Raw genomic sequence first — 12,767 nt, forward strand, 5'->3', positions numbered from 1 at the left:
CAAGCGCGTCGCCGACGAGGCGGCCGCGCGCGAGCGCAAGCGCACCATGGTCGAGCTCGCCGACGGCTTCGAGGCGGCGGTCGGCGGCATCGTCGGCATGGTCTCCTCCTCGGCCACCGGGTTGCAGGCCACGGCGCGCGCCATGAGCGGCACGGCAGCGGCGACCGCCGCGCAATCGAGCGCGGCCGCGGCGGCGGCGGAACTGGCGACCTCGAACGTCCAGACCGTGGCGGCGGCGGCCGAGGAACTCGGTTCGTCGGTGCAGGAGATCGGACGGCAGGTCAGCGGCTCGGCCGAACTCGCGCGGCGGGCCGTAAACGAGGCCGACCGGACGAGCAGCCTCGTGCAGGAATTGAACAGCTCGGTCTCGCGCATCGGCGACGTGGTGGGTCTGATCTCGACCATCGCGGCCCAGACGAATCTGCTGGCCCTCAACGCCACCATCGAGGCGGCGCGGGCCGGCGCCGCCGGCAAGGGCTTCGCGGTGGTGGCCGCCGAGGTGAAGACGCTCGCCGAGCAGACCGCGAAGGCGACACACGAGATCACCGGTCAGATCGGGCAGATCCAGGCATCGACGGGGCAGGCGGTCTCGGCCATCGGCGACATTACGGCGCGCATCCAGGAGATCAGCGGTGTGGCGACCTCGATTGCCGCCGCCGTCGAGGAGCAGGGGGCGGCGACGCAGGAGATCGTGCGCAACGTCACCGAGGCCGCGACCGGCACGTCGGAAGTGACCGACAACATCGCCGGCGTGGCGGGGGCGGCCGAAGAAACCGGCGCCGCCGCCACACAGGTGCTCGGGGCAGCCTCCGAACTGTCCCGTCAATCCGAACAGCTCTCCGCTGCCATGAGCCGCTTCATCGCGACCGTTCGCGCCGCCTGAGGGTGCGAGCCTCACGGGGGCCTCGGGCGGTGTCGCAGAGGGCCGGATATCCCCGAGGGATAGGCCGGCCCCTTAAGCGGGGCCGTCGCCGGCCGGAAAGTCCGTCGCCAAGCTGGTCGCGCGCCACGCTTCGATCTCCGCGAGGGTCGCCCGAAGCTTCGCCTCGACGGCGTCCACCCCCCATGCGCCGAGAACGAGGTGGCGGGGCGGCTTGCTCTCCGAGGTCAGCGCGATCATGGCATCGCTGGCCCTGACGGGATCGCCCGCCTGGGTCCCGCTCTTCTCGGCGGTGTTGCGCAGGCGTGCCCCTGCGGTTTCGGCATAATCGGCCAGACGGCTCTGGGTCTGCTTCAGGGAGCGGCCGGCCCAATCGGTACGGAACGGGCCGGGCTCGACGCATGTCACCTTGATGCCCAGCGGTTCGACCTCGCTCGCCAGCGCGTCCGACCATCCCTCCACGGCGTGTTTAGTGGCCGCGTAGTAGCCGGAGCCGGGAAAGCCGACGAAGCCCGCGACCGAGGAGATGTTGAGGATGTGCCCGGAGCGGGCCTGTCGCATGTGCGGCAGCACCACTCGCGTGAGATCGAACAGGCCGAAGACGTTGGCTTCGAATTGCGCCCGGATCTCGGCATCGACGCCTTCCTCCACCGAGCTCTGGTAGCCGTAACCCGCATTGTTCACGAGGACATCGATCCGGCCGAACCGGGCGATCGCGGCCTGCACCGCGGCCTCCACCTGATCGTGCCGGGTGACATCCAGCGGGAGGGTCAGGACGCTATCTTCCGTTCCGCCCGCCAACCCGGTGATCGCCGCCGCATCGCGGGCCGTCGCCACGACCCGCCAGCCGCGGGCGAGGACGCGCTCGACGAGGGCGCGACCGAAGCCGCTCGAACAGCCGGTGATGAACCAAACGGGGCTGGATGACGTGTCCATGACCTGTCCTTGCACGATGACGACTTGCGGAGCTGGACTTCGCCGCCCTGGTCCTGGCGGAAGGCCGCACGCTCCGTCCCGTGGCCTTTACGTGGAGCGAAAGCCCCGGATGACGAGGACCATGCGTCTGCCCGCCCCGGTCCCGGTCACGCTGCGTCCGGCTTGCGGAGCAGGCTCACAGGGGTCATCCTCAGCAATGCAATGCAAGACAAGTCTCGTTATCTTGCGTTGAAGGCCGCCATGACGGCGATCGCACAGCAGATGCACATTGGAGAGCTAGGTTTGGGACTGACCCGCATGTCGGGGTTGCCGGCCGTCATCGCCCCCGTCGAAGCCGTGCTGCCGGCGCAGGCCGACGACGATGCGCAGATGATCCGGCTCTGGCTCGCCCGTTCGTCCAGCCCGAACACCCGCCGGAACTACGAGCGCGAGGCGGCACGCTTCCTGGCGCATGTCGGGAGGTCGCTCGGCACGGTCCGGATCGGCGATCTGCAGGACTACATCGCGGGCCGGCCGGGATCCTCGGCCACGGTGGCGCTGACGGCTGCGGCGCTCAAGAGCCTGTTCGCCTTCGCCCAGGAGGTCGGCTACCTGCGGTTCAACATCGGCGCGGCCGTGAAGGTGCCGCCGATCAAGAACACGCTGGCCGAACGCATCATGGCGGAAGCCGACGCCCTGCTGATGATCCGGCAGGAACCGGCGCTCCGGAACCGGGTGCTGCTGACCGTGCTCTACTGCGGGGGCCTGCGCATTTCCGAGGTCTGCGGCCTGCGCTGGCGGGATCTCACGCCGCGCGATGAGGCGGGGCAGGCGACGGTGTTCGGAAAGGGCGGCAAGACGCGGGTCGTGCTGCTCTCGGCCGCGACGTGGAAGGTGCTCACAATCCTGCGGGGCGCCAAGTCGTCAGGGGCATCCGCCGATGCGCCCGTGTTCCTGTCGCGGAAGGGCGGAGCTCTGGATCCGAGCGCGGTCCATCGGATCGTGAAGGCGGCGGCGGCGCGGGCAGACCTTCCGTCCGACGTCTCGGCGCATTGGCTTCGGCACGCTCACGCGAGCCACGCCCTGGATCGCGGCGCGCCGATCCACCTCGTCCAGGCGACACTCGGGCATGCCTCGGTCGCGACGACGGGGCGGTATCTCCACGCCCGGCCGTCCGAGAGTTCAGCCAAGTTTCTGGGAGTTTAGGGTAATGATCCGATACGGCGTCGCCGCGCTCACGCTCACCGCCGGCCTCTCGGCCGGCACGGCCCAAGCAGCCCCCACCATCGAGGGTCTGCTGAAGGACGGTTGGGAGATCGTCGGGCTTGCGGGAAACTACGATGTCCGCACGTCGCTTCTTCTCTTCCGGAAGAAGGACGTAACCTATCTCGTGCAGTGTTCCACGCTCTACGACGTCACCAGGGACAAGCGCGTCGTCGTCAACTGCTACGAGCTTCACTGACAGCGAAACCCCACCGCTCGAACCGACGACGCCGTCAGCTGGCCTTGGCGAACTGTTCCGAGACGTCCTCACGCAGCACATAGCCACGCCCCCAGATGGTCTCGATATAGTTCTTGCCCTGGCTCGCCTTCGCCAGCTTCTTGCGCAGCTTGCAAATGAAGACGTCGATGATCTTCATTTCCGGCTCGTCCATGCCGCCGTAGAGATGGGTCAGGAACATCTCCTTGGTGATGGTCGAGCCCTTCCGGAGGGCGAGGAGTTCCAGCATCTGGTACTCCTTGGCCGTGAGCGGGACGATGAGGCCCGACGCCTCGACGACCTTCTGGTCCAGGTTGACGGTCAGGTCACCGATGCTGACGACCGACTCGGCGTGTCCCTGTGACCGGCGGACGATGGCGTGGATGCGCGCGACCAGCTCGTCCTTGTGGAACGGCTTGGTGAGATAATCGTCGGCGCCGAAGCCGAGGCCCTTCACCTTGTCCTCGATGCTGCTCATGCCGGAGAGTACGAGGATCGGGGTCTTCACCTTCGCGACGCGAAGCTTGCGCAGCACCTCATAGCCCGAGATGTCGGGCAGGTTCAGGTCGAGGAGGATGATGTCGTAATCGTACAGCTTCCCGAGGTCGATTCCCTCTTCCCCAAGATCCGTCGTGTATGTGTTGAAGCTTTCAGACTTCAGCATCAATTCGATGCTTTGCGCAACTGTCGTCTCGTCTTCGATCAGCAAAACGCGCATGAAGTCACCTCGATCCGAAGCGGGTTATACCTCGTCAACCATACCAGTTGGTTAACAGCCGAGCTGCCGTCAGTCCGCCTCGCCGACTTGGCCTCCGAAGACCGTGCCCGGCGCGTCCCGCTCGAATGACCCTGTCGTCATGCCGGCGACCATGAGGTCCTTGTTCGGCTCGATCCGGTTGACGGTAAGGTCATCGGGAGGCCGAGGCCGAAGGCGCCGCAGGTGCCGAACAAGTTCTGCCCGCCCGCGACGAAGCGATCCCTGTCAGCGTCACCCTCCGCTTCGGTGAAGGGGTGGGGCCCGCCTGCCCTCCCCCCTCGGCCCCTCCCCGGGTCATGAAATCGCCGGAGACGTTCGCGCCTTTCCGGCCGACCGATCCCGGAGACCAACCATGACCTCATCCCAAAAGAGCGCCCTGATCGTCGGGGCGTCCCGCGGCCTGGGGCTCGGCCTCGTCGAGACCTTCCTGACGCGCGGCTGGCGCGTCACGGCCACCCAGCGCACATCATCCCCCGATCTCGCCCGCCTGAAGGCGGACGCCCTGCGCATCGAGACCGCCGACATCGACGACGATGCCAGCGTCGCCGCCCTGCACGACCGGCTGGCCTCCGCGCGATTCGACCTGATCTTCGTGGTGGCAGGCGTCGCTACGCAGGCGCACGATCCGCTGCACGCGGTGCCCCGGGACGTCGCCGCGCAGGTCTATCTCACCAACGCGGTCAGCCCGATCCGCTTCTCCGAGACTTTCCTGGATCGCCTCGCGCCCGGTGGCAGCCTCGCCCTGATGAGTTCGATCCTCGGCAGCGTCAGCCTGAACGAGGCGGGCGGCTGGGAGACCTACCGGGCCAGCAAGGCGGCGCTGAACACCTTGGCGCGCAGCTTCGAGATCCGGCACCGGGCAGATTCCGTTTCCGTGCTGGTCCTGCACCCGGGTTGGGTCCGCACCGAGATGGGCGGAGAGGGCGCCGATATCGACGTGGCCACCAGCGTCACGGGCCTCGCCGACGTGATCGCGGCGCGGCTCGGCGAGCCCGGCGCCCAGTATCTCGACTACCGGGGCAAGACGCTGCCCTGGTAGGGCCCACGCGGCGGTGGCGGCCCGGTCGTGATCCTGACGGTGACGCGGACGCAGACGTTGCATCCGGGCGCAAGAAGCATCACACACGCGACAGATCCACGGACCGTTCGGTGTGCAGCCCTTGAGCGAGGTGCGCCGAAGAGTCGGCAGTTCGGCGCCGTCCGTGATCATCCAGACAATAGGAACACGTGATGAAGACGCGCGCCGCGGTCGCGTGGGAGGCCAAGAAGCCTCTCACGATCGAGACCATCGATATCGAGGGACCCAAGGCCGGCGAGGTCCTGGTCGAGCTGATGGCCACCGGGATCTGCCACACCGACGCCTACACCCTCTCGGGCCTCGATTCCGAGGGCAAGTTCCCGGCGATCCTCGGCCATGAGGGCGCGGGCATCGTCCGCGAGGTCGGCGCCGGCGTCACCACGCTGAAGCCCGGCGATCACGTCATCCCGCTGTACACGCCGGAATGCCGCAACTGTAAGTCATGCCTGTCCCAGCGCACGAACCTGTGCACCGCGATCCGGGCGACCCAGGGCCAGGGCGTGATGCCGGACGGCACGAGCCGCTTCAGCTGCGTCTCCACCGGCGGCAGCCCCGCCGGAACGAACACCGTGTACCACTACATGGGCTGCTCGACCTTCTCGAACTTCACGGTCCTGCCCGCCATCGCGCTGGCCAAGATCCGCGAAGACGCCCCCTTCGACAAGATCTGCTACATCGGCTGCGGCGTGACCACCGGCATCGGCGCGGTCATCTACACCGCCAAGGTGTGGCCGGGCGCGAACGTGGTCGTCTTCGGTCTCGGCGGCATCGGCCTCAACGTCCTCCAGGCTGCCCGCATGGTCGGGGCCGACAAGATCATCGGCGTCGACATCAACCCGGAGAAGCAGGCCATGGCCCGCAAATTCGGCATGACCCACTTCATCAATCCGGCCGAGGTCGGCACCGACAAGGTGGTCCAGGCCATCGTCGATCTCACCGGCGGCGGCGCCGATTTCTCGTTCGATTGCACCGGCAACGTCCACGTGATGCGCCAGGCCCTCGAATGCTGCCATCGCGGCTGGGGCGAGTCGATCGTCATCGGCGTGGCCGAGGCCGGCCGCGAGATCTCGACCCGTCCGTTCCAGCTCGTCACCGGTCGTGTCTGGAAGGGCTCGGCCTTCGGCGGCGCGCGCGGTCGCACGGACGTGCCGAAGATCGTGGATTGGTACATGGAGGGCAAGATCAACATCGATGATCTGATCACCCACACCATGCCGCTCGAAGACATCAATCACGGTTTCGACCTGATGCACGAAGGCAAGTCGATCCGGTCCGTCGTCGTCTACTGAGAATAACGGACACGGATCCCGCCCTTCGGGTCTGGGGGTCCGTGTCCGATCCGGCCCCGGAGCGGGGCTTTCGCCTCCGAAGCAGGAGAACAATGCTGATGGACACCATCTCGAAGGCCCGCGCCCACGGCGGCACGCAGGGCGTCTACAAGCACGACGCGCAGACCACGGGATGCCCGATGACGTTCGCGGTGTTCGTGCCGCCCCAGGCCGAGAACGGCCCGGTCCCGGTGCTGTGGTACCTGTCGGGGCTCACCTGCACCCACGCCAACGTCATGGACAAGGGCGAGTACCGGGCGGCGGCCGCCAAGCATGGCGTCATGATCGTGGCCCCCGATACCAGCCCGCGCGGCCCCGGCATCCCGGACGAGGAGGGCAATTGGCAGTTCGGCTCCGGCGCCGGCTTCTACCTGGACGCCACGCAGGCGCCCTATGACACGAACTACCGGATGTGGAGCTACGTCACGGAAGAGTTGCCGGCGCTCATCGCGAAGGAATTCCCCGCCGACATGACCCGCCAGGGCATCTTCGGGCATTCCATGGGCGGCCACGGGGCGCTCACCATCGCGCTGACCTACCCGGAGCGCTTCAAGTCCTGCTCCGCCTTCGCGCCGATCGCCCAACCCTCCACGGCGGGCTGGTCGAAGCCGGCCTTCGAGAAGTATCTCGGTGCCGACCCGGCCGCCTGGCGCGCCCACGACGCCACCGCGCTGATCGAAGACGGCAAGCGCTTCCCCGAGTTCCTCGTGGACCAGGGCACCGCCGACAGCTTCCTTGAGGACGGCCTCCGCCCCTGGCTGCTGGAAGAGGCCTGCAAGAAGGTCGGCATCGCCCTGACCCTCAACATGCGTGAGGGTTACGACCATTCCTACTTCTTCATCTCGACCTTCATGGCCGACCACATCGCCTGGGCCGCCGCGCGCCTGAAGTAAGGCTGGCAGCCTCGTCAGTGCAGTCGGGGAGCCATGCTTCCCGATTGCGGGTGGCGGGCGCTCTGACCGCCTTCGGGTGGCCCTGGCGACAGTCGGCAACTTCGCGTGTGATTTGCGGAGGCTTGTCCCGCACGGCCAGCGAAACCCGCCTGACCGTCAAGCGTTGAGGCCGGCCCTGCTGGAGAGCATCATGTTTGCCAAGGTCTTCATTGCTGCCGTCATCGTCGCCGCCGGGTCGGGTGTTGCGCTTGCAGAGACAGCCGCACCGAACGCAGCCGGGACGGCGACGATGACGACCCGTCAAACACCCGATACCGGGGCCGGAGCCTCCGGCGGGAGCACACCGGCCTCTTCCGTGGGCGGAGGCATCATCGGCAGCGATGCCGTGCACGGCACGGGCGCTCACGAGGCGAAGGGCCTGTCTCCGGAGCCGTCCCATCCGTCGTCTGGGAAGAAGTGACGCGCAACGTCCTTCAGGCTGAGGTCGGCACGCGCGTCCCGCGGGAGTTGAGCTTGCCGATGCTCTCGGCGAGCGTGCCGGCCGCAACCCGGATGTCTTCGGCGACATCCGGCTCGCCCCTGCCCTCCAAGCTTCGCCGGCAGCGGTTCAGTTCCTCCTCGAGATCGCGGGTCAGGACGTGGTCTCCGAGGCTCGACAGGAGCCGCCGCACCGTGTCGGTGAGCGCCGGCAATCGTTCGGCCGGGACATCATCGATCAAAGTCGCGAGGGTCCGCCAGACTTCGGCGGCCAGCGTGTTCTGCATGCTCTCGGAAGCGACGACGCCGATGGCGGCGATCGCCAGGATCGCATCGTCCACCCCGCGATCGGCGTAGACGATCCGGGACGCGGGGCGCTCCGGGATCGTATCGGCGGTGCTCCAGCGGGCGATGATGTCCCGCAGGCAGTGGCACACCAGAATCGCCGGTTGCGGGTTCTGCTTCGAGGTCGAGGCGGTCGTCCAGGCGATCGAGTAGAGTTGCTCGATCCCGAAGCCGGCATCGCTGTCGATCGTTCGGCGCGGTTCGATCTTGATGGCTGTGGTGATCGACCGATCGAGCGCCAACAGCGCATCGCCCGACAGGGGTCGCGCGGCATGGATGCAAAAGAGTGGGTCGCGGAAGGCGAGATTGTTGCCGACGCGGGCGACGATCTCGATATCGGCGTCATGCTCCGCGGCGGATCGCTCGATTGTCGGCAGGTCGATACCGCAGACCACGCCATAAGCGTCCGTTCGGACGATCTGCGACCACGACAAGCCCGCTCGTGGTGTCCGGCGGGTGTCCGCGATCATGCTCCCGTCCACCGTGCGGGCCTTGATCGTATGGTCGTGGATCGCGGTAATGACCGAGTGCGGACGCATCTGGTCGATGGTGCTGTAGATCAGGATCACCACCATGCAGAGCGCCGCACCCGTCATCAGGAGCGAGAGCAGCGCCCCGATGATCGGTTTGTGGTCGGGGTTGGCGCTACCGAGCGTCAACAGCACGAAGACGCTGAGACCTACGAAGAAGCCGAAACTGAGCTTGTTCGAGCGTCGCTGGATGAACTGGTCATAGACATGGGTCGAGAGCGTCGAGGCGGTCTGCTGCACGGCGATCAGCAGGAGCGAAAAGGTGATCGACGTCACCGTGATCATTCCGGACGCGACGGTGCCGAGCAGGCTTGCGATCGCGCCCGTGTCACCGAGGAGATGAGAGAGCCAGGGGATCGGTGGGGCCCCAGGCCGATCCCAGAGCGCGTCATCGAGCAGATAGCTCAGCGCGAAGAGACCCAGGAACGCCGCGACGACGATGAGCGGAAGACCGATGAACTCCCGTAACGACCGCCGCACGAGCGCCAGAACTTGGTGACGCGCCCGATTCACGATGTTCATGCGGCGTGATCGCGCTTGCTTCCAGAGCGCCGCATCAAGTTGGGCCTCTTCGTCGGGACAGCGATGGTGCAGCTTGACCGACCGATCAACGCTTCATGTTTTCGGGCAGATGCTCAATGGGATTGACGTTCCCGCTGCTTCCGCCGCCCTGGATCGATCCCCCCTTCATCACATCCGTGGACGAACTGATCGCGCTCGGCGGAGCGACACGCCCCGTCGGCTGATGGGCCGGCGCGGTGGAACTGCCCGCGTTATGCGTCCCGGCAGGCAAGGTTCCTGGGGTCGGCTGATCGATCCTGCTGCCGACCGATTGCGCCTGTGCCGCACCCGGCAGCGTGAGGGTCAGGAGGCCGAGTCCGCTCGCGAGGGCAAAGCGGATCGAAGAGCGGCGTGCGTATCGCATCGACAAAGGACTACCTTTCGTCGTGTGGTGGGATGACCGGCCATGCCCAAACGCGTGCACGGCCGAAGCAATGGAGAAGAGTCGACACCGCGAGCCGAGTTCATGCTCGGCCCGAGCCAATTCGGACGTTTTACTTGACGCCGCTCGGCTGGCCGGTCGGACCCATGCCGTATCCACGGCCGTTCGGAGCCGACGCCGATGCCGTCCCCGCTCCCTTATTCCGGTAGATCCGGCGACCCATCTTCGAGCGGTGGAGGGTCATCCTGGCCCAGCTCGTCGGCGTATCGTTCAAACCCATCGCGCGATCCATGTTGGCAGCCGAAGCCGGCGCGGTGAAGCTGATGGCCGCTAGCGTGAGACCCGCTGCCATGAGCAGGAACCGAACTCCCATGCCGTCATCCCCCACGCGAGCAGAAACACCCCGGAAACACTGCGCCAACCCAAGCTCCCGCGCTTAGTTCCCCGAACGAATAGGCCGTTCAGGCCGATGGCAGCTCGCTCCGGCGCCGATGCGGACGTCGCGGGACACCCAGTTGATCGAGGTTATGGCCGGTCGGATCGGCGATGATCCCCGGCAGATTTGTATCCCTCGCCCGCGAACGATGGTTCAGAACAGAAGACACGCATACGCGCTTGCCCGGCCAACGCCTCGGCTGTGAGGCCGAAGTGACGGGCGAGATCGTCCGGGGAGCCCGAGGCGCCGAAGCCCGTCATGCCGACGAAGCCGCCGTCCTCGCCGATCCAGCGGTCCCAGCCGAACCGCATCGCGGCCTCGACGGCGACGCGTACTGTGTCCTTCCGGATGGTCTTTGCGCGGTAGGCGTCGTCCTGACGCGCAAAGAGCTCCCAAGAGGGCATCGACACCACGGCGGTCGGCACGCCCTCCCCCTGGAGGATGTCCCGCGCGGCGAGCGCCAGCGCCACCTCCGAACCGGTGCCGATCAGCGTGACACGCCGCTCTCCGTCGGCTTCCGCGATGACGTAGGCGCCGCGTGCGCAGAGGTTGTCGCCACCCGCCTCTCGGCGCACGGACGGAAGCTCCTGGCGGGCACAGACCAGGGAGGTCGGACCCTCGCGGTTGCCGAGGGCGAGTTCCCAGCACTCGGCGGCCTCCAGCGCGTCGGCGGGGCGCAGCACCAGCATGTTCGGCATGGCCCGCAGGCTCGCCAGGAACTCCACCGGCTGGTGGGTCGGGCCGTTGCGGCCGATGGCGATGGAATCGTGGCTGTAGACGGTCACGACCGGCAGGTTCATCAGCGCCGCCATCCGCAAGGACGGGCGCATGTAGTCGGAGAAGACGAGGTAGGTCGCCCCCACCGGCACGAGGCCGCGATGGGCGGCCATGCCGTTCATCATCGAGCCCATGGCGTGCTCGCGGATGCCGTAATGCAGGTAGCGGCCGTTGCGCTCCTGCGCCGTGAAGGCGGACAGCGCCTGCTTGTGCTTGGTCGGCCCTTCGAGGTCCGGGGCGCCGGTGAAGAGCTCGGGGATCGCCTGGGCCAGCTCGCCCACGAGTTCGGCGGCCACGTCGATGCCGGGCCTGGCCTGCCCGGCGAGGCGGTCGCGGGCAGCGCGCAGGGTCTCGCGCCAGCCATCGGGCAAGTCCCCGGCGGTCACCCGGTCGAAGGCCCGGCGGGTCGCGCCCGGCGCCGTCTCGCGGCGGCGCTGCCACGCCGCGTAGGCGTCGCGGTTGCGCCCGGCGACGCCGTCTCGCCACGCGGCGGCCACGTCGTCGGGCACGGTGAAGGCGGGATGCGTCCAGTCCTTGGCCGCGCGGGCCTCCACGAGATCCTGCGGCAGGACGCGCCCGCCATGGGCGCCGCGCTGACCTTCCAGCCGGGGGAGGCCCTTCCCGATCACCGTACGGCAGGCGATCAGGCTCGGGCGCGGATCGCCCTTGGCGAGGAGGATCGCCGCCGATACCGCCTCGACATCGTGCCCGTCCGCGTCGATCACCTGCCACTCGGCGGCCCGGAAGCGGGCTCGCACATCCTCCGAGATCGACAGGTCGGTGGCGCCGTCGTCGGTGATGCGGTTGTCGTCCCACAGGACGATCAGCCGGCCGAGGCGCAGGTGGCCGGCGAGTGAGATCACCTCGTGGGCGATGCCCTCCTGCAGGCAACCGTCGCCGACGATGCAGTAGGTGTGGTGGTCCACGAGGTCGCGACCGTATTGGGCGGCGAGCTTGGCCTCCGCCACCGCCATGCCGACCGCGTTGGCGATGCCCTGGCCCAGCGGCCCAGTGGTGGTCTCGATCCCGTGCTCGGGGGCGATCTCGGGATGGCCGTGGGTGTGCGAGCCGAGCACGCGGAAGTCGCGGATCTGGTCCATCCCCATCCCGGCGTAACCGGACAGGTGCAGCACCGCGTAGAGCAGCATCGAGCCGTGGCCGTTCGAGAGGACGAAGCGGTCCCGGTCGGGCCAGAGCGGGTCCTGCGGCGCGCAGCGCAGATGGCGGGTGAACAGCGCGACCGCCATCTCCGCGCAGCCGAGCGGCGCGCCGGGATGCCCGTCCGTCGCCCGCTCGATGGCGTCGAGGGAGAGGAACCGGATGGCGTCGGCCATGCGGCCGGTGAGGGCGGAATCGGGCATGGCGGGAGACCTCACTGGCGATGCAGGACGAGCGCAGGCGGAGGGGTTTCAGAGAAACCCGATGGAGAACCAGGGGACGAGGATGATCGCGAGCAGGCCGACGAGCAGCGCCAGGATGTAGCCGACTATGGGCCGCATCCCCGCGTCGGGGTGGACCGGGCTGAGCGCGGCGGCGGCGTAGTAGCCGACGCCGAAGGGCGGGGCGAACAGCCATACGCCCCTCCCGAGGATCCGCACCACCGCGCACTGCACCTGGTGCACGCCCACCGACCGCCCAATGGGGAACCAGCGGACGGGGATGATGGCAAGCAGGCCGACGAGCCGCGCCAGAATTGAGCAGACGATGGGCCGCATCCCCGCGTCGGGGTGGAGCCGGCTGATCGCGCAGGCGGCGTAGTAGCCGACCCCGACGGGCGGGGCGAACAGCCCAACGCCCATCGCGAGGGTAACCACCAACGCGTAATGCACGGCGTGCACCCCCACCGACCGGCCGCTGGGGAACAGCAGCGGCCCGAACGGCACCACCGCCGCGATGCCTTCCAGCACCGAGCCCAGCACGATGAACGC

Annotated in this window: 12 protein-coding genes and 2 pseudogenes; 8 read left to right on the forward strand and 6 right to left on the reverse strand. The window is 67.9% G+C overall.

Features of this window, described 5'->3' with window-relative positions; all coding sequences use genetic code 11:
• Positions 1-883, forward strand: an 883-nt coding sequence (locus tag MKK52_RS04585) for a methyl-accepting chemotaxis protein (protein WP_243952624.1), incomplete at its 5' end; no start/stop codon positions are given.
• 72 nt (positions 884-955) lie between these two features.
• Here the strand turns inward: MKK52_RS04585 and MKK52_RS04590 are convergent.
• Positions 956-1,816 carry an oxidoreductase gene (locus tag MKK52_RS04590; protein ID WP_243952626.1) on the reverse strand — a complete coding sequence of 287 codons (861 nt, stop codon included), beginning with the start codon at positions 1,814-1,816 and terminating at the stop codon, positions 956-958.
• A gap of 369 nt (positions 1,817-2,185) precedes the next feature.
• Here MKK52_RS04590 and MKK52_RS27215 point away from each other — a divergent pair.
• The 3 genes and pseudogenes from MKK52_RS27215 to MKK52_RS04600 all read left to right on the forward strand — a co-directional run.
• Positions 2,186-2,380 (forward strand): annotated as a pseudogene (locus tag MKK52_RS27215) (site-specific integrase); the annotation flags it as partial.
• A 57-nt stretch (positions 2,381-2,437) separates the two neighbouring features.
• A pseudogene (locus MKK52_RS27220) lies at positions 2,438-2,959 on the forward strand (tyrosine-type recombinase/integrase); the annotation flags it as partial.
• 46 nt (positions 2,960-3,005) lie between these two features.
• Positions 3,006-3,257 (forward strand): hypothetical protein, encoded by a 252-nt coding sequence (locus MKK52_RS04600; protein WP_243952630.1) that lies wholly within the window; start codon positions 3,006-3,008, stop codon positions 3,255-3,257.
• 34 nt (positions 3,258-3,291) lie between these two features.
• Here MKK52_RS04600 and ctrA read toward each other — a convergent pair whose 3' ends face one another.
• Positions 3,292-3,993, reverse strand: a complete 702-nt coding sequence (ctrA, locus tag MKK52_RS04605) for a response regulator transcription factor CtrA (RefSeq protein ID WP_243952632.1) — start codon at positions 3,991-3,993, stop codon at positions 3,292-3,294.
• A gap of 391 nt (positions 3,994-4,384) precedes the next feature.
• Here ctrA and MKK52_RS04610 point away from each other — a divergent pair, with 391 nt between their 5' ends.
• From MKK52_RS04610 to MKK52_RS04625, 4 genes are all read left to right on the forward strand, one after another.
• Positions 4,385-5,071, forward strand: a complete 687-nt coding sequence (locus MKK52_RS04610; protein WP_243952634.1) for an SDR family oxidoreductase — start codon at positions 4,385-4,387, stop codon at positions 5,069-5,071.
• 191 nt (positions 5,072-5,262) lie between these two features.
• Positions 5,263-6,399, forward strand: coding sequence for an S-(hydroxymethyl)glutathione dehydrogenase/class III alcohol dehydrogenase (locus tag MKK52_RS04615; RefSeq protein ID WP_243952636.1), 1,137 nt, complete (start codon positions 5,263-5,265; stop codon positions 6,397-6,399).
• A 98-nt stretch (positions 6,400-6,497) separates the two neighbouring features.
• Positions 6,498-7,331: an S-formylglutathione hydrolase gene (fghA, locus tag MKK52_RS04620; protein WP_243952638.1), complete on the forward strand. Its 834-nt coding sequence runs from the start codon at positions 6,498-6,500 to the stop codon at positions 7,329-7,331.
• 190 nt (positions 7,332-7,521) lie between these two features.
• The gene (locus MKK52_RS04625) at positions 7,522-7,791 is read left to right on the forward strand and encodes a hypothetical protein (protein WP_243952640.1); all 270 of its coding nucleotides are present in this window, start codon (positions 7,522-7,524) and stop codon (positions 7,789-7,791) included.
• A 13-nt stretch (positions 7,792-7,804) separates the two neighbouring features.
• Here MKK52_RS04625 and MKK52_RS04630 read toward each other — a convergent pair whose 3' ends face one another.
• The 4 genes from MKK52_RS04630 to MKK52_RS04645 form a co-directional block, all read right to left on the reverse strand.
• Positions 7,805-9,205: a DUF2254 family protein gene (locus MKK52_RS04630; protein WP_243952641.1), complete on the reverse strand. Its 1,401-nt coding sequence runs from the start codon at positions 9,203-9,205 to the stop codon at positions 7,805-7,807.
• Positions 9,206-9,290: 85 nt separating this feature from the next.
• A complete protein-coding gene (locus MKK52_RS04635; RefSeq protein ID WP_243952644.1) occupies positions 9,291-9,608 on the reverse strand; it encodes a hypothetical protein in 318 nt (105 codons plus the stop codon).
• 543 nt (positions 9,609-10,151) lie between these two features.
• Entirely contained in the window at positions 10,152-12,200 is a 2,049-nt protein-coding gene (gene tkt / locus MKK52_RS04640; protein WP_243952645.1) for a transketolase, read from the reverse strand.
• 48 nt (positions 12,201-12,248) lie between these two features.
• The coding region (locus tag MKK52_RS04645; protein WP_243952646.1) for a TRAP transporter large permease subunit at positions 12,249-12,767 on the reverse strand (519 nt) is incomplete at its 5' end.

It is taken from the genome of Methylobacterium sp. J-067 (assembly GCF_022829465.1).
Taxonomy (GTDB): Bacteria; Pseudomonadota; Alphaproteobacteria; order Rhizobiales; family Beijerinckiaceae; genus Methylobacterium; species Methylobacterium litchii.